The 22893-nt window shown below is 71.5% G+C and carries 21 protein-coding genes; 13 read left to right on the top strand and 8 right to left on the bottom strand.

What is annotated here, in order from left to right:
- The first annotated feature begins 30 nt into the window (after positions 1-30).
- Together BLU79_RS32345 and BLU79_RS32340 are read left to right on the top strand one after the other, a co-directional pair.
- Positions 31-717 (top strand): SanA/YdcF family protein, encoded by a 687-nt coding sequence (locus BLU79_RS32345; protein WP_093909520.1) that lies wholly within the window; start codon positions 31-33, stop codon positions 715-717.
- Between the two features lie 108 nt (positions 718-825).
- Positions 826-2973: a molybdopterin oxidoreductase family protein gene (locus BLU79_RS32340; RefSeq protein WP_093909519.1), complete on the top strand. Its 2148-nt coding sequence runs from the start codon at positions 826-828 to the stop codon at positions 2971-2973.
- Between the two features lie 36 nt (positions 2974-3009).
- Here BLU79_RS32340 and BLU79_RS32335 read toward each other — a convergent pair whose 3' ends face one another.
- Entirely contained in the window at positions 3010-3444 is a 435-nt protein-coding gene (locus BLU79_RS32335; protein ID WP_177001259.1) for a gamma-glutamylcyclotransferase family protein, read from the bottom strand.
- Positions 3445-3555: 111 nt separating this feature from the next.
- Here BLU79_RS32335 and BLU79_RS32330 point away from each other — a divergent pair, with 111 nt between their 5' ends.
- Together BLU79_RS32330 and BLU79_RS32325 are read left to right on the top strand one after the other, a co-directional pair.
- Positions 3556-5202, top strand: coding sequence for a M4 family metallopeptidase (locus BLU79_RS32330; RefSeq protein ID WP_093909517.1), 1647 nt, complete (start codon positions 3556-3558; stop codon positions 5200-5202).
- A gap of 146 nt (positions 5203-5348) precedes the next feature.
- Entirely contained in the window at positions 5349-5837 is a 489-nt protein-coding gene (locus tag BLU79_RS32325; protein WP_093909516.1) for a GNAT family N-acetyltransferase, read from the top strand.
- 30 nt (positions 5838-5867) lie between these two features.
- On the opposite strand, the gene BLU79_RS32320 is transcribed toward BLU79_RS32325, so the two are convergent.
- Entirely contained in the window at positions 5868-6899 is a 1032-nt protein-coding gene (locus tag BLU79_RS32320; protein ID WP_305657770.1) for an IS630 family transposase, read from the bottom strand.
- 143 nt (positions 6900-7042) lie between these two features.
- Between BLU79_RS32320 and BLU79_RS32315 the strand changes: the two genes are divergently transcribed.
- From BLU79_RS32315 to BLU79_RS32305, 3 genes are all read left to right on the top strand, one after another.
- Entirely contained in the window at positions 7043-7975 is a 933-nt protein-coding gene (locus BLU79_RS32315; RefSeq protein WP_093909514.1) for an aminoglycoside phosphotransferase family protein, read from the top strand.
- Between the two features lie 585 nt (positions 7976-8560).
- Entirely contained in the window at positions 8561-9079 is a 519-nt protein-coding gene (locus tag BLU79_RS32310; RefSeq protein ID WP_093909513.1) for a hypothetical protein, read from the top strand.
- A 116-nt stretch (positions 9080-9195) separates the two neighbouring features.
- Complete coding sequence (locus BLU79_RS32305) at positions 9196-9822, top strand: class F sortase (RefSeq protein ID WP_093909512.1); 627 nt, start codon at positions 9196-9198, stop codon at positions 9820-9822.
- Here BLU79_RS32305 and BLU79_RS32300 read toward each other — a convergent pair.
- On the bottom strand, positions 9760-10161 hold the full coding sequence (locus BLU79_RS32300; protein ID WP_093909511.1) for a winged helix-turn-helix transcriptional regulator: 402 nt from the start codon (positions 10159-10161) through the stop codon (positions 9760-9762). The genes BLU79_RS32305 and BLU79_RS32300 overlap by 63 nt on opposite strands.
- Before the next feature lie 97 nt (positions 10162-10258).
- Here BLU79_RS32300 and BLU79_RS32295 point away from each other — a divergent pair, with 97 nt between their 5' ends.
- Both BLU79_RS32295 and BLU79_RS32290 read left to right on the top strand, forming a co-directional pair.
- Positions 10259-11197: an NAD(P)-dependent oxidoreductase gene (locus BLU79_RS32295; RefSeq protein WP_093909510.1), complete on the top strand. Its 939-nt coding sequence runs from the start codon at positions 10259-10261 to the stop codon at positions 11195-11197.
- A 173-nt stretch (positions 11198-11370) separates the two neighbouring features.
- A complete protein-coding gene (locus BLU79_RS32290; RefSeq protein ID WP_093909509.1) occupies positions 11371-12438 on the top strand; it encodes a S1C family serine protease in 1068 nt (355 codons plus the stop codon).
- Between the two features lie 33 nt (positions 12439-12471).
- Here BLU79_RS32290 and BLU79_RS32285 read toward each other — a convergent pair whose 3' ends face one another.
- The gene (locus BLU79_RS32285; protein WP_093909508.1) at positions 12472-13254 is read right to left on the bottom strand and encodes a sulfite exporter TauE/SafE family protein; all 783 of its coding nucleotides are present in this window, start codon (positions 13252-13254) and stop codon (positions 12472-12474) included.
- 150 nt (positions 13255-13404) lie between these two features.
- Here BLU79_RS32285 and BLU79_RS32280 point away from each other — a divergent pair, with 150 nt between their 5' ends.
- From BLU79_RS32280 to nirD, 4 genes are all read left to right on the top strand, one after another.
- A complete protein-coding gene (locus BLU79_RS32280) occupies positions 13405-14544 on the top strand; it encodes a polyprenyl synthetase family protein (RefSeq protein WP_093909507.1) in 1140 nt (379 codons plus the stop codon).
- Between the two features lie 304 nt (positions 14545-14848).
- Entirely contained in the window at positions 14849-16081 is a 1233-nt protein-coding gene (locus BLU79_RS32275) for an NAD(P)/FAD-dependent oxidoreductase (protein ID WP_093909506.1), read from the top strand.
- Complete coding sequence (gene nirB, locus BLU79_RS32270; protein WP_093909505.1) at positions 16082-18685, top strand: nitrite reductase large subunit NirB; 2604 nt, start codon at positions 16082-16084, stop codon at positions 18683-18685.
- On the top strand, positions 18682-19035 hold the full coding sequence (gene nirD / locus BLU79_RS32265; RefSeq protein WP_093909504.1) for a nitrite reductase small subunit NirD: 354 nt from the start codon (positions 18682-18684) through the stop codon (positions 19033-19035). Before nirB ends, nirD begins: the two co-directional genes overlap by 4 nt.
- Here nirD and BLU79_RS32260 read toward each other — a convergent pair.
- From BLU79_RS32260 to BLU79_RS32245, 4 genes are all read right to left on the bottom strand, one after another.
- Complete coding sequence (locus BLU79_RS32260; RefSeq protein ID WP_093909503.1) at positions 19011-19943, bottom strand: oxidoreductase; 933 nt, start codon at positions 19941-19943, stop codon at positions 19011-19013. The two genes, nirD and BLU79_RS32260, sit on opposite strands and share 25 nt — an antisense overlap.
- A gap of 77 nt (positions 19944-20020) precedes the next feature.
- Entirely contained in the window at positions 20021-20446 is a 426-nt protein-coding gene (locus tag BLU79_RS32255; RefSeq protein ID WP_093909502.1) for an excalibur calcium-binding domain-containing protein, read from the bottom strand.
- 84 nt (positions 20447-20530) lie between these two features.
- The gene (locus BLU79_RS32250) at positions 20531-22252 is read right to left on the bottom strand and encodes a SulP family inorganic anion transporter (RefSeq protein WP_093909501.1); all 1722 of its coding nucleotides are present in this window, start codon (positions 22250-22252) and stop codon (positions 20531-20533) included.
- Positions 22249-22854, bottom strand: coding sequence for a carbonic anhydrase (locus tag BLU79_RS32245; RefSeq protein ID WP_093909500.1), 606 nt, complete (start codon positions 22852-22854; stop codon positions 22249-22251). The genes BLU79_RS32250 and BLU79_RS32245 overlap by 4 nt, the downstream gene beginning before the upstream one ends.
- Between the last annotated feature and the right edge of the window lie 39 nt (positions 22855-22893).

The following is a 22893-nucleotide window of genomic DNA, read 5'->3' as shown; positions in this document are numbered from 1 at the left end:
GCTGTGTGCCGACCGGGAGGGACCGTCCGAATGCGCCGACCGAAGCTGCGAAGACCACGTCTGCCGCGCACCCGCGCGGGGCAGCGGCGGCTCGTGCAGACCGTGATGTTCGGGTGCGTGCTGGCGCTGCTTCCGGCCACCTGGATGTACGTCGTCACGGGTGACCGGCTGCGCACCACGGCCGACGCGCCGCGCACCGACGTCGCCGTCGTCTTCGGCGCCGGGCTGTGGGACGGCGAGCCCTCCCCGTACCTCGCCCACCGGCTGGACGCGGCGGCGAAGCTGTACCGTGCGGGCCGGATCGAGGTCATCCTCGTCACCGGTGACAACAGCCGCAAGGACTACGACGAGCCCGACGCCATGCGCACGTATCTGACCAGGCACGGCGTGCCCGACTCCCGCATCGTCAGCGACTACGCCGGCTTCGACACCTGGGACTCCTGTGTCCGCGCCAAGAAGATCTTCGGCGTCGACGAGGCGGTGCTCATCAGCCAGGGCTTCCACATCCGACGGGCGGTCGCGCTGTGCGAGGAGGCGGGAGTGGCGTCGTACGGCGTGGGGGTCGAGGCCAAGCACGACGCCACCTGGTACTACGGCGGCACCAGGGAGATCCTCGCGGCGAGCAAGGCCGCCCTGGACGCCGTCTTCGAGCCGGATCCCCGGTTCCTCGGGCCGCGGGAGCCGGGGGTGGCCCGGGCACTGGCCTCCGCCCGCTGACGCGGGGGCGAAGCTCACCGCCGCCCGGCCGCGGCAGGGAGGTCACCGTCCCGGCTGCGTAACAGGGAGCCGCCCCGCACGTAACACTCCCGACGCACGCTGAACGACATGCCGAACTCCGCGACGCCCACGCACTGCCCGTACTGCGCCCTGCAGTGCGGAATGAACCTCACGCCCCAGCAGGACGGGGGTGTCGCGGTGGTCGAGCGACCGGACTTCCCGGTGAACAAGGGGGCACTGTGCGGCAAGGGTCGTACGGCGCCCGCGGTGCTGGCGTCGAGTGTGCGCCTGACCTCGCCGTTGGTGCGGTCGGGCGGCACGCTCGTGCCGGCCACCTGGGACGAGGCGCTGGATCGCGTCGCCGAGGGCCTCGCACGCACGCGTACGGAACATGGCCCGGACGCGTGCGGGGTCTTCGGCGGGGGCGGCCTGACGAACGAGAAGGCCTACAGCCTCGGCAAGTTCGCGAGGATCGTGCTCGGCACCTCGCAGATCGACTACAACGGCCGGTTCTGCATGTCGTCGGCCGCCGCGGCCGGGATCAAGGCGTTCGGCCTCGACCGGGGGCTGCCGTTCCCGCTGGAGGACATCCCCAGGACGGGCTGCGTCATCCTCGTCGGCTCCAACCTCGCCGAGACGATGCCCCCGTCGCTCCGCTTCTTCAACGAGCTGCGCGAGAACGGCGGCACCCTGATCGTCATCGACCCGCGCCGCACCAAGACCGCCGAACAGGCCGACCTGCACCTCTCACCCCGCCCGGGCACCGACCTCGCCCTCGCCCTCGGCCTGCTGCACCTGGTCGTCGCCGAGGGGCGGGTCGACGAGGAGTACGTCCAGGAGCGCACGGTCGGCTGGGAGGACGCGCGGGCCGCGGCCATGGCGCACTGGCCGGAGTACGTGGAGCGGATCACGGGGGTGTCCGTTCCCCAACTCCGGGAAGCCGTACGGATGTTCTGCGAGCCGGAGCACGCGATGGTGCTGACCGCGCGCGGGCCCGAGCAGCAGTCCAAGGGCACCGACACCGTGGGCGCGTGGATCAATCTGTGCCTGGCGACGGGACGGGCGGGCCGGCCGCTGTCCGGATACGGCTGCCTCACCGGGCAGGGCAACGGGCAGGGCGGACGCGAACACGGCCAGAAGGCCGACCAGTTGCCCGGCTACAGGAAGTTGGACGACCCGGACGCGCGGCGGCATGTCGCCGCGGTGTGGGGCGTGGACCCGGACAGCCTGCCGGGGCCGGGGCGCAGTGCGTACGAGCTGCTGGACGCGTTGGGTACCGACATCAAGGCCCTGCTGCTGATGGCCTCGAACCCGGTGGTGTCGGCGCCGCGTGCCGCGCACATCGAGGAGCGCATCAAGTCGCTCGATTTCCTCGCCGTCTGTGACGTCGTCCTGTCGGAGACGGCGGCGCTCGCGGACGTCGTCCTGCCGGTCACACAGTGGGCCGAGGAGACGGGTACGACGACCAACCTGGAGGGCCGCGTGCTGCTCCGCAGGCGGGCGATATCCCCGCCCGAGGGCATCCGCAGCGACCTTGAGGTCATGCACGAGCTGGCCGCGCGGCTGGGCGGTGAACGGGGCCTGGAGAAGGGGTTCCCGACCGACGCCGAGGAGGTCTTCGAGGAGCTGCGCCGGGCGAGTGCGGGCGGCGCGGCCGACTACTCGGGCATCACCTACCGCAGGCTGGCGGAGGAGAACGGCGTGTTCTGGCCGTGCCCGGGTAGCGTCGAGAACTCCGAGATCTCCGAGGAATCCGGTAGTTCCGAGATCTCCGAGGGCGCCGCCCCGCACCATCCCGGCACCCCCCGCCTCTTCCTCGACCGGTTCGCCACCCCCGACGGACGGGCACGGTTCGCCCCCGTCTCGCACCGGGCCGCCGCCGAGGAACCCGACGACGAGTACCCGGTGCTGCTGACCACCGGCCGGGTCGTCGCGCAGTACCAGTCCGGCGCCCAGACCCGCCGCGTCGCCGAGCTGAACGCCGCCGCGCCCGGCCCGTTCGTGGAGCTGCATCCCCGGCTGGCGGCGCGGCTCGGGGCGGTCGAGGGCGATCCGGTGGCCGTGGTCTCACGCCGGGGCCGCGCGGTGGCCCCGGCCCGCATCACGACCGGCATCCGCCCGGACACCGTCTTCATGCCGTTCCACTGGCCGGGCGAGGGACGCGCCAACACCCTCACCAACCCGGCGCTGGATCCGACGTCGCGGATGCCGGAGTTCAAGGCGTGTGCGGTGCGGGTGGAGGCCGTGAAGTCGTAGGCGTACGGGGCCTGTTGGGCCTGGCGGCCGGGTGGTTCAGCCGGCCCGGGTCGCCCAGTCGCCGCCCTCGATGAGCTTGCCCCGCGCCCGCAGGCGAGCGGCGACGGACGGGGCGGCGACATATACCCACGCCTGTACGGCCGTTCCGTCCGCGTCGCGGATCACCTCGCGGGCGACGCGTGCGTAGAGGTTGCGGGGGTCGCCGGGGGCGTACTCCTCCAGCAGGTCGAGGGCGGTGAGCAGCGCGGGGTACTCCTCGGGGCGGGCGGTCACGAGGTCGCCCCGCACGGTGCCCGCGCCGCCCGGTTCCTCGACGGCGTACGGATAGCCCGGGCCGTCGTACAGCACCGCCCCGCCGAACCGCGCCGGTTCCTCCACGAGCGTGCGGCCGCGCAGGAAGGCGTCGTGGTTGGGCTCGCCGGGGCGCAGGGTGCCGTAGACGAAGAACGGGAGTCGGGGAGAGGGGGTCACAGAAACGATTCTCTCCTCTCACACACCTCCACGTATTCACCCTGGCCACGGCATGTCCACGCCCCCTTGAATCTTGGTCACGCTTCAGCGTCACCCAGTTCAAGGAGACCGATGAGCCGAATACGGCCGCACCTCAGGGGTTCCCGTCTCGCCACGGCCGGCGTCGCCGCCACCGCCGTCACCCTCCTCGTCGCCGTGCTCTCCCCCACCGCCGGCGCGGACGAACCACCGACCAGGGCCACCGCCCTGAAGAACGCGGCGTCGGCCCTCGCGGACGTCGCGGGGAGGCTGGGGCTGACCGCCGCGCAGGGCACCGCCGTGCGGGACGTGGTCGCGGACGCGGACGGCACCCAGCATGTGCGCTACGACCGTACCTACCGCCAACTCCCCGTCCTGGGCGGCGACTTCGTCGTCCACCTGGCGAAGGACGGCACATACCGCAGCGCCTCCCGCGCCACCAAGGGCGCGATCTCCCTGCCGGGCGTGACGCCCAAGGTCTCCGCGCCGAAGGCGGCCGACCTCGCGGCTGCCGCGCTGCGTGCCGTGAACGTCGGCGAGACGCTGAAGCGGCTGACATCCAAGCCCGAGCTGGTCGTCGACGCCCTGCACGGCACCCCGAAGCTGGCCTGGCGGACCGACGCCGTCGCCCAGGACTCCCTCGGCAACCCGGTCGCCCGCACGGTGCTGACCGACGCCCGCACCGGTACGCAGATCGACGCGTGGGACAGCATCGAGACGGCGTCGGGCGACGGCAAGTCGCTGTACGGCGGCACGGTGCCGTTGGAGACGACGCAGTCGGGATCGACGTACCAGTTGAAGGACCCGACGCGCGGCGGCACTTACACCGGTGACGCCGCGAACAAGACGGACCTGTGCATCCTGATCGTCTGTCTCAACCGGGCTCCGGCGACGGTCTTCACGGACGCCGACAACCACTGGGGTACGGGCTCGACGGCCGACCGGTCGACTGTCGCGGTGGACGCGCAGTACGGCACGGACGTGACGTGGGACTACTACGAGGACGTCCACGGCCGCAAGGGCATCGCGGGGGACGGCAAGGGGTCGTTCAACCGTGTGCACTACGGCAACGACTACAACAACGCCTTCTGGGACGACAACTGCTTCTGCATGACGTACGGCGACGGTGACGGCAACCTGCTCGGTCCGCTGGTGTCGCTGGACGTGGCCGGGCACGAGATGACGCACGGTGTGACGTCGAAGACGGCGGCGCTGACGTACTCGGGCGAGTCCGGGGGCCTGAACGAGGCGACGTCCGACATCTTCGGCACGCTGGTGGAGTTCCACGCGGCGAACTCCTCGGATCGGGGCGACTATCTGATCGGCGAGAACGTCGTCCGGTCGGGGTTGGGGCGGGAGGCCCTGCGGTTCATGGACAAGCCGTCCAAGGACGGTGTCTCGGTGGACTGCTGGAGCACGACGGCAAAGGATCTCGACGTCCATTACTCGTCCGGGATCGGCAACCACTTCGCCTATCTGCTCGCCGAGGGGAGCGGGGCGAAGACGGTCAACGGGGTGAGCTACAACTCTCCTACCTGCAACGGGTCTTCGGTGAATGGGATCGGGCGGGGCAAGCTCGGGGCGATCTGGTACCGGGCGCTGACGGTCTACATGACGTCCTCGACGAACTACGCGGGGGCGCGGACGGCGACGCTGAGCGCGGCGAAGGATCTGTATGGGGCCGGGAGTGGGGAGTACGGGGCTGTGGCGGCTGCCTGGAGTGCGGTGAACGTGGCCTGAGGCTTCGGCACCGGACAGCACCGTGGGGGTGAGCTGCGTGGCCGACTGCCGGTCGTAATTGGCTGGTCGCGCAGTTCCCCGCGCCCCTAGTGCTGTGACCGCATAGGTTCGCCGGGGCGCTGAACTGCGAGCAGTAGTCTCATCGGATGATTGACCGCGGATTTTTCGACCGGACCGGACGGCGCGTCACCTTACGGGAGGTGGGCGACGAGAACTGGCGCGAGGTCGCTGACATCGTGCCTCTCGACGAGCAGCGAAGTCATGTCCCCGCCATGGCAGCCCGCTACCTCTTGTTGTCGATGCGTGAGGACAGCTGGAACTCGCTGGCGGTCTACGCCGACGACGCGGTCGTCGGACACGTCATGTGGGGTCTGGACGAGGACGGCTCGCACTGGATCGGGGGAATGCTGATCGATGGCGCCGAGCAGGGCAAGGGCCTCGGCCGCGCCCTTCTGCTGACCATGACGGGCTGGTTGGCGGCGCAGGAGGGCTGCTGGACGATCCGGCTGGCATATCAGCCGGACAACGCTGTTGCCGGACGGCTCTACACATCGCTGGGTTTCGTGCCGACGGGAGCAGTTGATGGTGATGAGGTCATCGCCGAGTTGGCACCAAGCCGGGTCGGTAATCGCTGAGAAGTGACGGGGGCGGATCACCGGGCCCGGTCATGCTGCGGCTGAGTGGGGGTGTCTGCCCCAGCGGATGCCTTTCTCGCTGCGGATACGAGCACGCTCGCGGCGTTGGGCGGCCAGGACGTCGGGGTGGCGGGCGTTGGCGTTGCGCCCGCGCAGGTAGGCGTGCAGGGCACGGGTCTGGACGGTGTGGTTCGGATGGTGGGAGTTGGCCAGGGTGAACTGCCGCAGCGGTCCGAAGTGGGCCTCGATCGGGTTGGCCCAGGAGGCGTTGGTCGGGGTGAAGCACAGCTCCACCTTGTTTTTCTTCGCCCAGGCGCGGATCTTGGTGCCCTTGTGCGCGGAGAGGTTGTCCATGATCACGTAGATCGGGGCGCCGTCCGGACGCGCGGCGCGGATCGACTTCAGCGCGGTCAGGGAGTTCACGGCTCCCTTGCGTCGGCGGTTGACGCCCCACAGGGTGTCGTCGCCGACCGAGTAGCAGCGGAAGTAGGTCACCCCGTGGGTGCGGTGGTAGGTCGCCGGCACCCGGTCGGGGCGGCCCCGTTCGGCCCAGCAGGACCCACCGGTGGGGCGGATGCCCAGCGGGCCGAACTCGTCGAACGCGAAAACGCGGTCGGGGAAGTGCTCCAGGACGTGTTCGATGCGGTCCAGTTTGGTGTCGCGCTCGGGGTCGGTGGACTCCTTCCAGGTCTTGGTCCGCTGGAAGGTGATACCGCGGCGGGCGAGGAGGCAGCGCAGGGCCTCGCGGCCGATGCGGATCATCCGGCCGTGGGCTTTGCGCAGGTAGGCGGCGAGTTTGCGTAACGACCAGCGGCTGAAGGGCTGGGCGAGCTTGGCCGGGTGGAGCCCGATTTCGTTGAACCGGTGGATCACGTCGCGCACCGTGTCCTCGTCGGCTTGGACCAGTTGGGCGATGACCGGCACGCGGTTCCCGCCGGCCGAGGCCAACAGCATCATCGCCCGCCGGTAGCGCACCGAGTTGGTGCTGCCTCGGCGCACGATCTGCTGCAGCCGCTGCCCCTCGTGATCGGTCAGCCTGCGGATTCGAACGGGCTCTGCCACCACGCCTCCACCTATAGGACGGCCTGTCGGCTCACATCCAACTGGCCCCGCACCCATCAACGCGAACCGCAACCCGGTGAACCATCGCGGTCAGAGCACTAGGTTGGCTGGACCAATGCCGGTTCGAGCCATCACGGAGCCTCATGTCGTCCTCGCCCGCCAAAATGCACGCCGACGAGCTGGACATCGACGAGGCGCTCGTCGCTCGGCTGGTCGCGGAGCAGTTTCCGCGGTGGGGTGGGCTGGCGGTGGCGCGGGTCGCCTCCGCCGGGACCGACAACGCCATGTACCGGCTGGGCGGCGACATGGTCGTACGGCTGCCGCGGCTTCCCGGTGGGGCGCGTCAGATCGACAAGGAACACCGGTGGCTGCCGCATCTGGCCCCGCATCTGCCCCTCGCCGTGCCGACGCCGGTCGCGAAGGGGGAACCCGGTGCCGGGTACGCGCTGCCTTGGGGCGTGTACGAGTGGCTGGACGGGGAGAACGCCTACGACGCGCCGCTCACCGAACTGCGGGACGCCGCCGATGAGTTGGGCCGGTTCGTGGCGGCGCTGCGGAAGGTGGACGCGGTGGGCGGGCCGCCGTCCTGGCGGGGCGGCCCCGTCGGGCAGCACGACGACTACGTACGGACCGCGATCCGGGACCTGGGCGCGGCCGGTGTGCTGGATCCGACGCTCGCGACGGCGGTCTGGGAGGAGACCCTCCGCCTCCCCCAGTGGGACGGCACCCCCGTCTGGCTCCACGGCGACCTCCTCCCGGGCAACCTGCTGACCTCCTCCGGCCGCCTCACCGCGGTCATCGACTTCGGCGGCATCGGCGTCGGCGACCCGGCCGCCGACACCCTCGCGGCATGGGCGGTCTTCGGCGCCGGCACCCGCGAGGCGTTCCGCGCGGCGGCCGACGTCGACGACGCGACGTGGGCGCGGGGGCGGGGGTGGGCGCTGTGCTTCGGGTTGATGGCGGAGCACTACTACGGCGCCATCTGCGGGAACGGCACGAATCCGGTACTGGCGGCGGTGGGGATGCGGACGGTGGACGAGGTGCTGACGGAGCGCTCGGGCGACCTGGCCGGCTGACTTCGGCGACGGGGTCGGTTCCGGCCCGGCGGCTGGGGCGAGGCAGGCTCCGGCCCGGCTGGCCTCGGCAACGCACCCCCTGACCACCTCCGGGCGAGGCGGAGTCGGCGCTCGCCCGGAGGTGGGTTCGGCCCCCGGCCTCGCTGATCCGACCACGCAGGCCGCCGAAGCGGCTGAGCTCGGCCAGGCAGGCCTCAGCCCGGCTGACCCCGGCCACACACGCCCCGGCCCGGCCGACCTCGACCAAGCAGGCCCCGGCCCGCTGACCTCGACCACACAAACTCCGGCCCCACCGACCTCCACCGCCCAAGCCCCGCCCCAGCAGATCACCCGTTCACACCCCCGCCCCCCGCTCATCCCGATCTCTTCCGCGCCACGCCCAAGACGCGGCGATGACCTGCTGAAACAGCATCAGCCCTGTGCCTCGGGTCCTCTCTCCCGACACCCATTCACCTCAATTCCGACGTTCTCTCAAGAAGCGCTTCCGCGCCGGTGCGACTTACCTCGGAAGGGCAGGGGCTCGGCCGAGGCGGCGACACATGGGGGTGTCGCGGGTCGTGCCTTTGTGAGGTCGGAGGAGCATCGATGCGTCGTACCGCCCGTCTGGTGACCGGGACCGTGCTGGCTGTCGGCGCCGTCGGGCTGGTCGGTCCGCCCGCGTACGGCGACGGTGGTGGCCTGGAGGTGTCCCCGTCGGCGGTCGTGCCGGGCGGGGAGGTCACCGTGAGTACGGCGGCGTGCCGGGACGGTGGGGCGGCGGGCGACGCCAGCGCCGTGGGTGCCGGGGAACTCACGCTGGCGCCGGGCACGGACGGCGAGGACGCGAGCGGGGTGTTCCGGGTGCCGCCGAGCGCGCAGCCGGGGACGTACGAGATCGTAGCCACCTGCGGCGGCGGGGGCCGGCGGGTGAGCGGGGACCTGGTGGTCACCTTGACGGCACCGCACGAGCAGGTGCATCCGAGAGGAAGTGTGAAGACGGGGGTCGGCGGCGCTCTCGGCGACGGCGACCCCGTGCAGACCGTGGCCGGCGTGGGCGCTCTCGCCGTCGCTGCCGCGGGCGGTACCTGGCTCCTGCATCGCCGGGCGAGAGGCGACGGGATCTGACGGACACCCTCCGCTGTCCGTCCACCGGTACCGCACGTCCCCTCCCCCTCCGGGTCCGACGCCCCTCGCGGCCCGGAGGGGGATCGGGCGGGCCCAGCAGACCCCAGGAGGCTCGCGTGCGCAGTCACCGCGGCGTCGGCGACGCCGCCATATCCGCCGTCACCGTCCTCGCCCTGTGCTCCGGCGTCTGGCTGCTGAGCGACGGCGCCGCGACACCCGCCCCGCCCCAGCCGTCGGCCGCGCAGGGCAGGGAGCCCCGCGCCCCGCGCCCCGCCGCCCCCGCGCTCCCGCCCTCCCCTCCCGACCGCATCCGCATCCCTTCGATCCGCGTCGACGCTCCCCTCATGGGCCTGGGTCTGACGAGGACGGGCAGCCTCGATGTGCCGCCCGCCGAGCGGAAGAACCTGGCCGGCTGGTACGAGGCCGGTACCACGCCCGGTGAGACCGGGACGGCGATCGTCGCCGGACATGTGGACAACGCCCGGGGACCCGCCGTCTTCTACCGCCTCGGCGCCCTGCGGAAGGGCAGCACGATCGAGGTGGAACGACGCGACGGCGGCACGGCGCTCTTCTCCGTGGACGCCGTCGAGGTCTACGACGCGAAGTCCTTCCCCGACGAGAAGGTGTACGGCGCCGCACCGCGCCCCGAGCTGCGGGTGATCACCTGCGGCGGCGGCTACTCACGGACGACCGGGTATCAGGGCAACGTCGTCGTCTTCGCGCACCTCACCGGCAGCCGCTGACCCGCCCTCACGGACACCCAGGATGTTCTCCCTGCCCCAGGCTCCGAGCGGGCCCAGCGCGTCGTTGAGCGAGGTGCCCCGCGGCGTCAGGGAGTACTCGACACGCGGCGGCACCTCGTCGTACGCCTCCCGGTGCACGATGCCGTCGGCCTCCAACTCCCGCAGCTGTGCGGCGAGGACCTTCTCGGTCACGCCCGGCAGCTCACGGCGCAGCTCCCCGAAACGGCGCGGACGCTCGATCAGCTCCCAGAGGATCAGCACCTTCCACTTGCCGCCGATCACATCCATCGCCGCGTCGGTCCCGCAGACGTACGCACCCGGCCGTCGTCCGATCGGCATGCTGCCCCTCCCCTGTCTGGACTCTTTCCCCGAGGTAACCACCCACTCCGAAGTACGTACTTGAGCAGGCCGTTCCCCTACGACGAGGCTAAACGCCATGACTGACAACCCGGTTGCCCCTCGAACCTCGCCCTCCTCCCCCACCTCCCTCACCCCCCTCGCCCTCCTCGGCACCGGCGCCATGGGCACCGCCCTGGCCCGCGCCTGGCTCGCCGCCGGACACCCGGTCACCGTCTGGAACCGCACCCCGGCCCGGGCGGAGCTCCTGGCCGCCGAGGGTGCGACGGTCGCCGCGAGCGCCGCCGAGGCGGTGGCCGCGAGCCGGCTGGTCGTCGTCTGTCTGCTCGACGACGCCTCGGTCGGCGCAGCCCTCGACGATGCCGACCTGACCGGCCGTGACCTGGTCAACCTCACCACCGGAACACCCGCCCAGGGCCGCGCCCGCGCCACCTGGGCCGAAGCGCGGGGCGCCCGTTTCCTGGACGCCGGGATCATGGCCGTACCGCCGATGATCGGGGACGCGAAGTCGGGGGCGTATGTCTTCTACAGCGGCTCGCCCGGCCTCTTCGAGGAGCACGGCGACACCCTCGCCGTCCCCGCCGCCACCCGGTACGTCGGCGCGGACCCGGGCTTCGCGGCGCTGTACGACGTGGCGTTGCTGAGCGCGATGAGCGGCATGTTCGCGGGCGTCCTGCACGCCTTCGCGTTGCTCCGCCGGGAGGACATCGACCCGCGGGACTTCGCGCCGCTGCTCGTGTCGTGGCTCGGCGCGATGGCACCCGCCGCGCACCAGGCCGCCGACCAACTGCGGAGCGGCGACTACGGCAAGGACGTCGTCTCCAACCTGGCGATGCAGGTCGCCGGCAACGCCACCCTGCTGGCCACGGCCGAGGAGCAGGGCGTGAGCGCGGAGCTGCTGACGCCGTACATGGCCCTCATGGAGCGGTGGCTGGCCGAGGGGCACGGCGACGAGGACACCACAGGTGCGGTCGAACTGCTTGATGTGCGGGGCGGGGGCGCGCCGGGCGTTCGGTAGGTACGCACCTTGGGTGTGTGCCTTTCGGGGGGCTTCGGCGTCGTCGTCTGACGGACCGGCGGATCTGCCCCGAGAAAGGGCGCCGCACGTCGATGACCTGCGGTTTTCCGTCAGCGCGACAGACATTCCGGGGAGCACTAGCCTGAAATGGGGAACGCACTCTAGGAGGCCCAATGCGGCCGACAGCCAGAGCGTACGTCGCCGCCGCGTCCGCCGCCGCCCTGAGTTTCGGCATGACGGCGACCGATGCCAGGGCGGACGATCCGAAGGACATCTTCGAGGAGGTGGCGCCCGCGACCGTGCAGGTGGTGGCGGGAGAAGGGTTCGGCACCGGAGTCATCTACGACGCCGAGAACGGCCTCATCCTGACCAATGCACACGTGGTCGCCGGGCAGGCCTCTCTGCAGGTCCGCATCGGGGACAAAGGGCCCGTGCCCGTACGGCTGATGGGCAGCGACCCCTGCGAGGATCTGGCGGTTCTGAAGCTGGCCACGCCGCAAGAGGACCTCAAGGAGGTGGAGTTCGGCGACAGCGGCGATCTGGAGCAGGGGGACGAGGTGACGGCGATCGGCTATCCGGAGGGTGCCGGCGACATCACGCGGGAGAAGGCCGTCCTCACCACCGGCGTGGTCCAGTCGCCGGACGTCGCACTGACGGATGTGCCGAGTGAGCCCGAACTGCCGTCCACCGTGCAGCATTCGGCAACACTCAATCAAGGCAATTCCGGAGGGCCGCTGCTCGACAGCGAGGGGAAGCTTGTCGGTGTCAACACCTTCAGCATCTCAGGCACCCAGGGCCAGTACAACTCCATCAGCAGCGACCACGCGGAGCCGATTCTCCCAGGGCTCGCTGACGGGAAGAGCAAGAACGACCCCGGCTGGGGAGACCTGTGGGCCCTCTCCGACGACTCTTTCGAGCTGTATTTCCCCGAGGATGTCCAGGCCGATGCCCTGGCGCTCAAGGAGTATCTCCAGGCCCAGGAGATCGACGGCCTCTACGTGTCGAGCGTGGTCGGTAACTCACCGGCCGGCGAGGCGAAGTTGCAGGCCGACGACGTCATCACCCACCTCAAAGGCACGCCGGTCGGCACCGATCAACAGGTGTGCAACATCCTTCAGTCCGCGGCCCTGGGCGAACAGATCACCGTGGACGGCGTCTTCACGGTCGAGGGGACCGACAGCGAGGGGACTTCGATCTCGCCCGGCGACCCCTGGCAGGTCGAAATGACGCTGGATCGGTGACCCCACGCCCGCGGACACCTGCTCGGCCTGCCGCTAGGCGATCCACTGCTCGTACGCCAGCTTCGCCACCAGCGCGAACACCACGGTCAGCAGCACGCCCCGCACAAAACCGGTGCCCTTCTTCAGCGCCGTACGGGCCCCCAGCGTGCCGCCCGCCAGGTTGAACACGGCCATCACCGCGGCCAGTTGCCACAGGACCGTGCCCTGCCAGGCGAAGGTGGCCAGGGCGCCGGCGTTGGTACAGCAGTTGACGATCTTGGCGGTGGCGGAGGCGGTGACGAGGTCGAGGTGGAGCACGGCGGTGAGGGCTAGGACGAGGAACGTGCCGGTGCCGGGCCCGATCAGGCCGTCGTAGAAGCCGATGCCGAGGCCCGCGAGGCCGATCGCGGCGAGGATCTGGCGGCGGGTCGCCGGGCCCGTCGCCGGGGCCGTACCGAAGGCGGGGCGCAGGATCACGAAGGCGGCGACGGCGAGCAGCACCACCATGAGCACGGGCTTCAGCACCTCGGTGCTCATGCCGGCCGCGAAGAGGGCACCGGCGGAGGAGCCCGCGAGCGCCGCCAGTCCGATGCGTACGGCGAGGCGCACGTCCACGGGTGCCTTGCGGGCGTAGGTCACGGCGGCGCCGGTCGTGCCGACGATCGCGACCGCCTTGTTGGTGCCGAGCGCGTACGCGGCCGGGGTGCTCGCGGGGAGGCCCAGCAGCAGGGCGGGGAGCAGGAGCAGGCCTCCACCGCCGACCACGGCGTCGATCCAGCCGGCCGCGAGAGCGGCGAGGCACAGGACGGCGACCGTGGTCAGGGATATGTCGGGCATGATCGCGACCCTAGGCGGAGGATGCGTGCGTGGTCCATGTAAATGAGGAGCACTTGAGGTTCTGAAGCAGCTGAGGGGCACGGTCGGCGGGAGCCCGGATGGCGGGAAGCGATCTTGACCGTGTTCGCTTGAGCGCCGGACCATCCGGTTATGGATGCGGACCCGGACCTGGCCGCGACGCGCGTGGACACCGTCGTACGCCGTGACGCCGCGCTGCTGGAGGACGACCTCCGCGCGTTCCTCGACGCGCTGACGGCCGGGTCGACCGGCACGGCCGCGCTGTACGCCGCCGCCCTGCACCGCTCCCTGCACGCCCCGGTGGCCGACGCGCTCGGCTCCAAGGCGGGCCAGCCCGCACTGCCGCCCCGGGCGGGCGCGCCCGGCGGGACGGCTCCGTTGCGGCCCTCGATGGTGTACTGGGCGTACCGCAACTACCGGGGCTTCCCCGGAGAGCCGTGGCACTCGGACACCTCGGCCGACCTGGCCGTCGTCCGGCGGGTGGCCGTCGCGGTGCGGGTCCTGCTGAAGGCCGCGGTCGCGCTCGACGACATCCAGGATGGCAGCGATGTGCGCTACGGCGAGCCCGCGCTGCACGTCACCCACGGGGTGCCCGTCGCCCTCAACACCGGCTCCTGGCTGATCATGGCGGCGCTGCGGCACACGGCGGACCCGGCCGTCGTGGACAGCCTGCTCCGCAGCGTCGGCGACGGCTTCACCGGCCAGGCCCTCGACCTGGCGACGAGGTCGGCGGACGTCCGGGCCGGCCTGCCGACGGCACCGCGCGAGGAGCGGGTGCGCTTCTGGGAGTCCGTCGCCGCCCGCAAGACGGGCACGCTGTTCCGGATGCCGCTCGACGCGGCCCTCGCCGGGCTGCGCGTCGTCGAGGAGGAGCGGCACGCCCTGGACGAGGCGATGCGGCGGCTCGGGCTGGCGAGCCAGCTGTTCAACGACCTGACGGATGTCGTCCCGGAGCTCGGCGGCGCCAACACGCACGAGGACTTCGACGGGCTGGGCAACCGGGTGTTCCTGGAGCTGCTCGACTCGGCGGCGCCCCCGCCGGACCCGGCCGGCCTCACGGGCGCGCGCCTGAAGTCGTACGTCCTCGACCACCCGAAGCTGTCCGACATCCTCCTCGGCCTCTCCGCCCAGGCGGTCGCGTGGAAGCGCTCGGCGAAGGAGGCCGTGCACGCCGTGTGCCGGTCGCCGCACAGCGCGGCCTACTTCGACGTGACGATCGACCGCAAGGGCCATCTGATCGACCGGCTGCACGAGACGCTTCGGCGACGGTGACACGGATGAGACGCACACCACACGGCTCCCAGGACGGGCGCGCGATGGGCGCAAGCTCGGCGTGAGCTGCTGAAACCGTGCCCCTCCACCGCCGCCGGCCCACCCGGTCGTAGACGATGGTGCCTGCACGGAACCCCGAGGCCGGGCCACCCCCGCCCCGCCCTCCCGGGACCGACCTCACAGCCCGCCCCCGCCACCCCCGCCGAACCCTCACACCGGCCCCGGGCCCCCGCTGAGGGCAGCGTTCCTCGTGGGAAACAGACGTGATGCGGTCGGGTAACACCGGCATCGCACGCTCCTGGACATGACCTCGAATACGCGTGTGGTGGTGATCGGCGCCGGACTCGCGGGCGTACGACTCGCCCGGCGGCTCGGCGAGCTGGGCACGCCCGTGACGCTCGTCGGCGACGAGGAGCACCGCCCGTACAACCGGGTGCTGCTCGCCGAGGTGCTGGCCGGCCGGTACAGCCCCGAGGTGATCGCCCTGCCGGCGCCCGCGGAGCTGACCCGCGGCCGGGTCACCGGCATCGACCGCGAGATGCGAGCCGTACATCTCGCGGACGGTTCGGAGATCGCATACGACACCCTCGTGCTGGCCACCGGCTCCAACCCGGTGCTGCCGCCGCTGCGCGGTCTGTTCACCCCGGACCACCTGCTGCCGGAGGGCGTCCACGCCTTCCGCACGATGGACGACTGCCTGGGCCTGTCCAAGGCGGTACGGCCGGGCGTGCGGGCGGTCGTGATCGGCGGCGGGCTCCTCGGGGTCTCCGCCGCCCGGGCGCTCGCGCTGCGCGGTGCACAGGTCATGCTGGCCCAGCAGTCCGAGCGGCTGATGGAGCGCCAGCTCGACCCGGCCGCCTCCAAGCTGGTCCGGCGCCATCTCGTCGACCTCGGCGTCGAGGTGCACACCGACCTCCGCGTGCGGGACGTGCGCTGCGTCGGCGGTGCGGTCCGCTCGGTGGAGATGGCCGACGGATACGCCCTCGACGCCGACCTCGTGGTCCTGGCCTGCGGGGTCCGCCCGCGCGCGGGCCTCGCTCAGACAGCGGGACTGGCCGTGCGCAAGGGCATCGTCGTCGACGCGGAGCTCCGTACGTCCGACCCGCACATCCGGGCCATCGGCGACTGCGCGCAGCACGACGGCACGGTGTACGGGCTGGCCGCCCCCGCGCTGGAACAGGCGGACGTCCTGGCCGAGCTGCTGGCGGGCGACGCCGGTGACGCGGGTGCCCGCTACACCGGCACCCGGGCACTGACCCGGCTCACCCTCGCCGGGCAGGACAGCCCGCTGGGGTCCTTCGACCTCGCCGCGTTCGGCGAGACGGAGGCACGGCCCGGCGACGACGTCGTGCAGCTCGCCGACGCCACCCGCGGCACCTACCGCAAGGTCGTCGTCCGCGACGACCGCCTGGTCGGCGGGGTTCTCGTCGGCGAACTCGGCACCGTCGGCGCGCTCGCCCGCGCCTGGGAGGGAGCAGAGCCGCTCCCCGACGACGGCCCGCTGCTCCACCTGCTTACCAACGATGGAGGCTCCTGAATGACCGCCACCCTGGGGGCCACCCCCACGATCGTGCTCGTCGGCCACGGCATGGTCGGCCAGCGCTTCCTCGAAGCGCTCGCCGAGCGCGGCCTGACCGCCACGCACCGCGTGGTCGTGCTGTGCGAGGAGCCGCGTCCGGCGTACGACCGCGTGGCGCTGACCTCGTACTTCTCGGGCAAGACGCCCGAGGACCTGTCGATGACGGACATGGAGTTCATCGAGACCCACGGCATCGAGCTGTACATCGGTGACCCGGCCGTCTCCGTCGACCGCGAGGCGAAGCAGGTCACCGCCCGGTCCGGCCAGGTCTTCGAGTACGAGACCCTCGTCCTCGCCACCGGCTCGTTCCCGTTCGTGCCGCCGGTCCCGGGCAAGGACGCCGAAGGCTGCTTCGTCTACCGCACGATCGAGGACCTCCTCGCCATCGAGGAGTACGCCAAGACCCGCACCACCGGTGCCGTGGTCGGCGGCGGTCTGCTCGGTCTGGAGGCCGCGGGCGCGCTGAAGGGGCTCGGACTCACCAGCCACATCGTGGAGTTCGCGCCGCGGCTGATGCCCGTGCAGGTCGACGAGGGCGGCGGTGCCGCACTGCTGCGCACCATCGAGGACATGGGCCTGACGGTGCACACGGGCGTCGGCACGCAGGAGATCGTGGTCGACGCCGAAGGCGCCGTCACCGGCATGAAGCTGTCCGACGGCTCCGAACTCGCCACCGACCTGGTGGTGTTCAGCGCCGGTGTCCGCCCCCGCGACCAGCTGGCCCGCGACTGCGGTCTGACGGTCGGCGAGCGCGGCGGCATCACGGTCGACGAGCAGTGCCGTACGGTCTCCGACCCGCATGTCTTCGCGATCGGCGAGTGCGCGCTGGCCTCCGACGGCCGGGTGTACGGCCTGGTGGCCCCGGGCTACGAGCAGGCCGAGACGGCCGCCGCCACGATCGCCGCCGACGAGTCGGAGCAGCTGACCTTCACGGGCGCCGACCTCTCCACCAAGCTGAAGCTCCTCGGCGTCGACGTGGCGTCCTTCGGCGACGCGCACGGCACCGCCGAGGACTGCCTGGACGTCGTGTACTCCGACTCCCGCGCGGGCCTGTACAAGAAGCTGGTCATCGGCCGCGACGGCACGCTGCTCGGCGGCATCCTGGTCGGCGACGCGGAGGCGTACGGCACGCTGAAGGCGTTCACCGGCTCGGTCCCGCCGGTCTCGCCCGAGTCGCTGGTGCTGCCGGCCGGTGCCGGGGCGCCCGCCCAACTCGGCCCGTCCGCGCTGCCGGACGAGGCGATCATCTGCTCCTGCAACAACGTCACCAAGGGCACGATCCGCGGCGCGGTCACCGACCACCAGTGCACGACCGTGCCCGAGGTGAAGAAGTGCACCAAGGCCGGCACGACCTGCGGCAGCTGCGTGAAGGTCCTCGGCCAGCTGATCAACGCCGAGCTGGAGGCGTCCGGCGTCGAGGTCGACAAGGGGCTGTGCGGCTGCTTCTCGCAGACCCGCGAGGAGCTGTACGAGATCGTCCTCGCCCTGCGCATCAACACCTACCAGGACCTGCTGGACCGCTACGGCCGCGACGGCGCCAAGGGCGGCGACGGCTGCGAGATCTGCAAGCCGGCGGTCGCCTCGATCATCGCCTCCCTCGCCCCGACGATCGGCGCGAGCGGCTATGTCCTGGACGGCGAGCAGGCGTCCCTGCAGGACAGCAACGACCACTTCCTCGCCAACATCCAGAAGAACGGCTCGTACTCGGTCGTCCCGCGGATCGCCGGTGGTGAGATCACCCCCGAGGGGCTGATCGTGATCGGCGAGATCGCCCGCGACTTCGGCCTCTACACGAAGATCACCGGCGGCCAGCGCATCGACATGTTCGGTGCGCGGGTCGAGCAACTCCCCCTGATCTGGGCGCGGTTGGTGGACGCCGGTTTCGAGTCCGGCCACGCGTACGGCAAGTCCCTGCGCACGGTGAAGTCCTGCGTCGGCCAGACCTGGTGCCGCTACGGCGTCCAGGACTCGGTCCGGATGGCGATCGACCTGGAGCTGCGCTACCGGGGCCTGCGCTCGCCCCACAAGCTGAAGTCGGCCGTCTCCGGCTGCCAGCGCGAGTGCGCGGAGGCCCAGTCGAAGGACTTCGGCGTGATCGCCACCGCGGGCGGCTGGAACCTCTACGTCGGCGGCAACGGCGGCGCCACCCCGCGCCACGCGGACCTCCTCGCCCAGGACCTGTCCGACACCGAGCTGATCCGCCTGATCGACCGCTTCCTGATGTTCTACATCCGCACCGCGGACCGCCTGGAGCGCACGAGCGTGTGGCTGGAGCGGATCCCCGGCGGCCTGGACCACGTCCGCGATGTCGTCGTCGAGGACTCCCTCGGCATCTGCGAGGAGCTGGAGACCCTGATGGCCGCCCATGTCGCGAACTACCGCGACGAGTGGGCGGAGACCATCAAGGACCCGGAGAAGCTGGCCCGCTTCGTCTCCTTCATCAACGCGCCCGACACCCCCGACCCGGTCGTCGGTTTCGTCCCCGAGCGCGACCAGATCAAGCCCGACCTGCCGCTGCTGACCATCGGCCACCGCCCCCTGGAAGGAAGCGCCCAGCGATGACTTTGGCACCCGAGACGACCGACCTGAAGGTCCAAGTACTCCTGGACGAGGACTGGTTGACGGTCTGCGACCTGACCCGGCTGCTCCCCGGCCGCGGTGTGGCGGCCCTGCTGCCCGACGGCAACCAGGTGGCCCTGTTCCGCGACCGCGCCGGACAGCTCTACGCCATCGACAACCGCGACCCCTTCGGCGGCGCGGCGGTCCTCTCCCGCGGCCTCACCGGCAGCCACCAGGGCCGCCCGTTCGTGGCCTCGCCCCTGCTGAAGCAGCGGTTCGACCTGGAGACCGGGCAGTGCCTGGACGACGAGGCGGTGCGCATCGCGACTTACGAGGTGCGAAGCACCGGATAGCACGTCACCCCGGTCAGCCGCTCCGACGCCTCCCAGAGCCGTATCCCCGCCCGGTCGTCGAGGGTCCAGGGTGCCCTCCAGGACGGGGCGGGTGCGCCGCGCCAGCCTACGAAGGACGGGCCGGTGAAGGAGTCGGGGCGGACGTCGGGGGCGGTGGCGGCGTACAGCGTGGGCAGGGCGCCGGCCTCGGCGGACTGGGCGAAGACGCGGTTGCCGATCCGCATGAACCACTCGCCGGCCCGGCGACCCGACATGCGCGGCCCGACGGCCTGGAGGTTGGTGTCCGCGTACCCGGGATGGGCGGCGGCCGCCACGACCTCCGAACCCTGTGCCGCCAGCCTGCGCGCCAGCTCATGCGTGAAGAGCAGGTTGGCGGTCTTGGACCGGGCGTAGGCGATCCAACGCCGGTACCGGCGTTCGCTGTTGAGGTCGTCGATGTCGATGTTGGCCATCGCGTGCACGGGACTGGAGACGGTCACCACCCGCGCGCCCGGAGTCCCGAGCAGCGCGGGCAGCAGCAGACCGGTGAGCGCGAAGTGCCCGAGGTGGTTGACGCCGAACTGCGTCTCGAATCCGTCCGCCGTCGTCCCGTACGGCAACGCCATCACCCCGGCGTTGTTCACGAGCAGGTCGAGACGGTCGTACGGGAACGCCGCGGCGAACTCCCGTACGGAGCCGAGGTCTCCGAGATCCAGCAGCCGCAACTCGACCCGCGCGCCCGGCACTTCGGCGACCATCCGCTCCCGGGCCGCCGCACCTCGCGCCTCACTCCGACACGCGAGCACCACCCGCGCACCCTTGCGCGCCAACTCCCGCGCGGTGACATACCCGAGCCCGCTGTTGGCCCCGGTGACGACGGCGACCCGGCCGCTCCGGTCGGGGATGTCGTGCGCGTTCCATCCGGCCATGGCGAACTCCTCCCGCTACGGACGGCTCCGGCTCAGCCTACGAGCGGGGTCCGCACACCGCAGCCCGCCGGTGCGCGTCAGCGACTCGCGCGCCGCCTGCGGGTCACCAGCAGCACCCCGCCTCCGGCGAGCAGAGCGGCCGCGCCGCCCGCCGCCAGATACGGGGTGCTGTCGTCGCCGCCGGTCGCCGCGAGGTCGGTGTCCTTCTGACCCGCGGCCTCGTCGGAGGAATCGTCGGAGGCCGCACCGGAGGTGTCGTCGGAGGTGTCATCAGCGGGGACGAAGCCCGCGGGTGGGTTGTCGCAGCCGAGGCCGTCGCCGTCCCGGTCGAGGTGGCCGCCGTAGTGCTCGTCGTTCGCGGGGATGTCGGCGTAGCCGTTGGCGTAGGCCTCGGTGCAGTTCTCGAACGGGTGGTCGCCGTCATGGGCGGCGGCGGTGGACGGCAGTGCGGCGAGTGCCAGCGCGGCGACGACGATGGCGCCGCGCTTGCGGAACAGGTTCACGGGGAGTCCTTCCCTGGTCGTGCATGAGGTGCCGAACGTAGCCAGGGGCCGCAGTTGCGGTGGAGATATGAAGGACCCGTGACGCTAACGTGACGTGACCGTGCGGTAGCTCTCCGCGTAGTCCTCGTGGTCGCCGAGCAGCGGCCTCGTGTCCAGGTAGAACCACTCGGCATCCGGGCCGGGCGCCGACGGCGAGGCCGGGGCGGGGGCCGGTGCGGTGACGACCGGTGGCTCCGACCGCGCCGGTCCCGGCATCAGCAGCTCGACCCGCAGCCCCATCCCCCGCTGCTGTGCCGTGAACTCCTCCACCTGGTTGCGGCACGCGTGGTCCAGATGGGTGACGCCGGTCAGGTCCAGGCGGATGCGGGGCTTGCCCGAGGCCGCCGCGGACTCCAGCGCGTCGATCACCTGCGGCAGTCGCAGGAAGGTCGCGTTGCCCGCCATGACGACCTTCGCGGTGTCGTCCTCGACGTGCTGCCGGATCACCGTCTGGGACATGCGCAGGGCGGCCAGCACGATCCCGGCCGCGAGGCCGATCAGGACGCCTTCCAACAGCGCGGTCGCGACGATGACCAGTGTCGTCACCGTCATCACCAGGAACTCGCCCCGGTCCTGCCGCCACATCTTCGGGAACTCCTCCGGCGCGAACAGCTTCCAGCCGCTGTGCACCAGGACGCCCGCGAGCACCGAGATCGGGATCAGCGCCAGGACCTGCGGCAGCAGCAGCGCGAAGGCCAGCAGCCACAGGCCGTGCAGGGTGCGGGAGATCCGGGTCTTCGCGCCGGCCTGGACGTTCGCCGAGCTGCGGGCGACGACCGCGGTGATGGGCAGGGCGCCGAGGACGCCCGCGATCGTGTTGCCGGCGCCCTGGGCGATGAGTTCGGTGTTGTAGCGGGTGCGCGGCCCGCTGTGCATACGGTCCACGGCGGCGGCGGTGAACAGGCTCTCCGCGGAGGCGATGACCGTGAAGGTGAGGATGGCGGTGATGACCGCGGTGTCGGCGAGGCCCGCGAACTGCTCGGCCCCCGGCACCTGCACCGACGCCAGCAGGTTCCCGACCTGGAGCGTCTTCACGTCCACGCCGGGCAGCGCGGCGACCGCGATGCCGATGCCGACCGCGACCAGCGCGGCCGGGATCCGCTTCACCGGGCCCGGCATCTTCTTCCACACGAAGCTCAGCACGATCGTGACGACGCCGAGCAGCGTGGCGATCATCGCCTGCGGGTCGGTGAGGATGTCGGCGAACAGGCCCGGTATCCCGGCCATGTTCTCGAGCGGCACGCCCGGCGCCTTGGCGTCGGCCATCGGGTAGGCCTGGCTGAACATCAGCGGCAGCCCGATGCCGGCCAGCATCCCCTGGACCACGGCGATGGAGATCGCCTGGAACATCCGGCCGAGGCGTACGACGCCGAGGACGATCTGCAGGATGCCCGAGAACAGGACGATCACGCCGAGCATCGCCACGCCGTGCTCCAGCACCGTCTCCGCGACGAGCGCGGCGAGCCCGGCGGCCGGCCCGCTGACCTGGAGCGTGCTGCCCCGGACCGCGCCGACGACCAGACCGCCGATCACCCCGGAGATGATCCCGAGCTCAGCGGGGACGCCCGAGGCCACGGCGACGCCGATGCACAACGGCAGGGCGACGAGGAAGACGACGAGGGAGGCGGTGATCTCGTTGGCGAGGTCGAGCTTGGCTCCCGCAGCGCCGACGCCGCCGGCCTTCGGCGGTTTCGGCCCCCCGGCCGCCCCGCTCTTCTGTGGACTGCCCTTGGTGCGCGTACGCCCGCGCGCATGCGCCCCGCTCATCCGCTGTGCACCCGGAACAGCCCGTCGCCCTCCAGTTCATGCACCTGCCCGGTGTCGACCTCGTAGTACCAGCCGTGCAGCCGCAGCCGCCCCGCGTCCAGCCGCTGTCGCACCACGGGGTAAGTCCGCAGTACGGCAAGCTGGTTGACGACGTTGCCCTGCGCCACGTCGGGCAGCGAAGGGTCGTCGGAGGCGGTCGTGAGGACCGTCGCCAGTTCGGGGCGGGCCAGTCGCAGCCAGGCGTCCACTCCGGGCAGTGCGGAGAGGTTGTCGCCGGACTTCAGCGCACCCATCGCGCCGCAGTGTGAGTGACCGCACACGACGATGTCCTGAACGCCGAGCACCTCCAACGCGTACTCGACGGTGGCGGCCTCCCCGGACGCGCCGGGGCTGCCGTACGGCGGCACGATATTCCCCGCGTTTCGCAGCTCGAATATTTCTCCGGGCCGCGCGCCGGTTATCAGCGCGGGTATGACGCGCGAGTCCGAACAGGTAATGAAGAGCGCCTCGGGATATTGCCCCTCGGCCAGTTTCCGGTATTCACCGCTCTCGAAATCGACCCGCCGTTTGAACGAGCGGGCGCGGTCCAGCAATGCCTTCAACGGTGCCTCCTCGGCTGGAAGTTCGTTGCGTTCTGCCAG

Source organism: Streptomyces sp. cf386, from assembly GCF_900103585.1.
Lineage (GTDB): Bacteria > Actinomycetota > Actinomycetes > Streptomycetales > Streptomycetaceae > Streptomyces.
Note: the sequence above shows the minus strand (reverse complement) of the source record. Positions and strands in the feature narration are given on the sequence as shown.

Excerpts from the sequence above, each read along its gene's own strand:
- BLU79_RS32280 (WP_093909507.1), top strand. The coding sequence starts at position 13,405 with ATGGATGCGGACCCGGACCTGGCCGCGACGCGCGTGGACACCGTCGTA.
- BLU79_RS32325 (WP_093909516.1), top strand. The coding sequence starts at position 5,349 with ATGATTGACCGCGGATTTTTCGACCGGACCGGACGGCGCGTCACCTTA.
- BLU79_RS32285 (WP_093909508.1), bottom strand. The coding sequence starts at position 13,254 with ATGCCCGACATATCCCTGACCACGGTCGCCGTCCTGTGCCTCGCCGCT.
- BLU79_RS32345 (WP_093909520.1), top strand. The coding sequence starts at position 31 with ATGCGCCGACCGAAGCTGCGAAGACCACGTCTGCCGCGCACCCGCGCG.
- BLU79_RS32300 (WP_093909511.1), bottom strand. The coding sequence starts at position 10,161 with ATGCCGATCGGACGACGGCCGGGTGCGTACGTCTGCGGGACCGACGCG.
- BLU79_RS32330 (WP_093909517.1), top strand. The coding sequence starts at position 3,556 with ATGAGCCGAATACGGCCGCACCTCAGGGGTTCCCGTCTCGCCACGGCC.
- BLU79_RS32290 (WP_093909509.1), top strand. The coding sequence starts at position 11,371 with ATGCGGCCGACAGCCAGAGCGTACGTCGCCGCCGCGTCCGCCGCCGCC.
- BLU79_RS32275 (WP_093909506.1), top strand. The coding sequence starts at position 14,849 with ATGACCTCGAATACGCGTGTGGTGGTGATCGGCGCCGGACTCGCGGGC.
- BLU79_RS32340 (WP_093909519.1), top strand. The coding sequence starts at position 826 with ATGCCGAACTCCGCGACGCCCACGCACTGCCCGTACTGCGCCCTGCAG.
- BLU79_RS32315 (WP_093909514.1), top strand. The coding sequence starts at position 7,043 with ATGTCGTCCTCGCCCGCCAAAATGCACGCCGACGAGCTGGACATCGAC.
- nirB (WP_093909505.1), top strand. The coding sequence starts at position 16,082 with ATGACCGCCACCCTGGGGGCCACCCCCACGATCGTGCTCGTCGGCCAC.
- BLU79_RS32260 (WP_093909503.1), bottom strand. The coding sequence starts at position 19,943 with ATGGCCGGATGGAACGCGCACGACATCCCCGACCGGAGCGGCCGGGTC.
- BLU79_RS32295 (WP_093909510.1), top strand. The coding sequence starts at position 10,259 with ATGACTGACAACCCGGTTGCCCCTCGAACCTCGCCCTCCTCCCCCACC.
- BLU79_RS32250 (WP_093909501.1), bottom strand. The coding sequence starts at position 22,252 with ATGAGCGGGGCGCATGCGCGCGGGCGTACGCGCACCAAGGGCAGTCCA.
- nirD (WP_093909504.1), top strand. The coding sequence starts at position 18,682 with ATGACTTTGGCACCCGAGACGACCGACCTGAAGGTCCAAGTACTCCTG.
- BLU79_RS32310 (WP_093909513.1), top strand. The coding sequence starts at position 8,561 with ATGCGTCGTACCGCCCGTCTGGTGACCGGGACCGTGCTGGCTGTCGGC.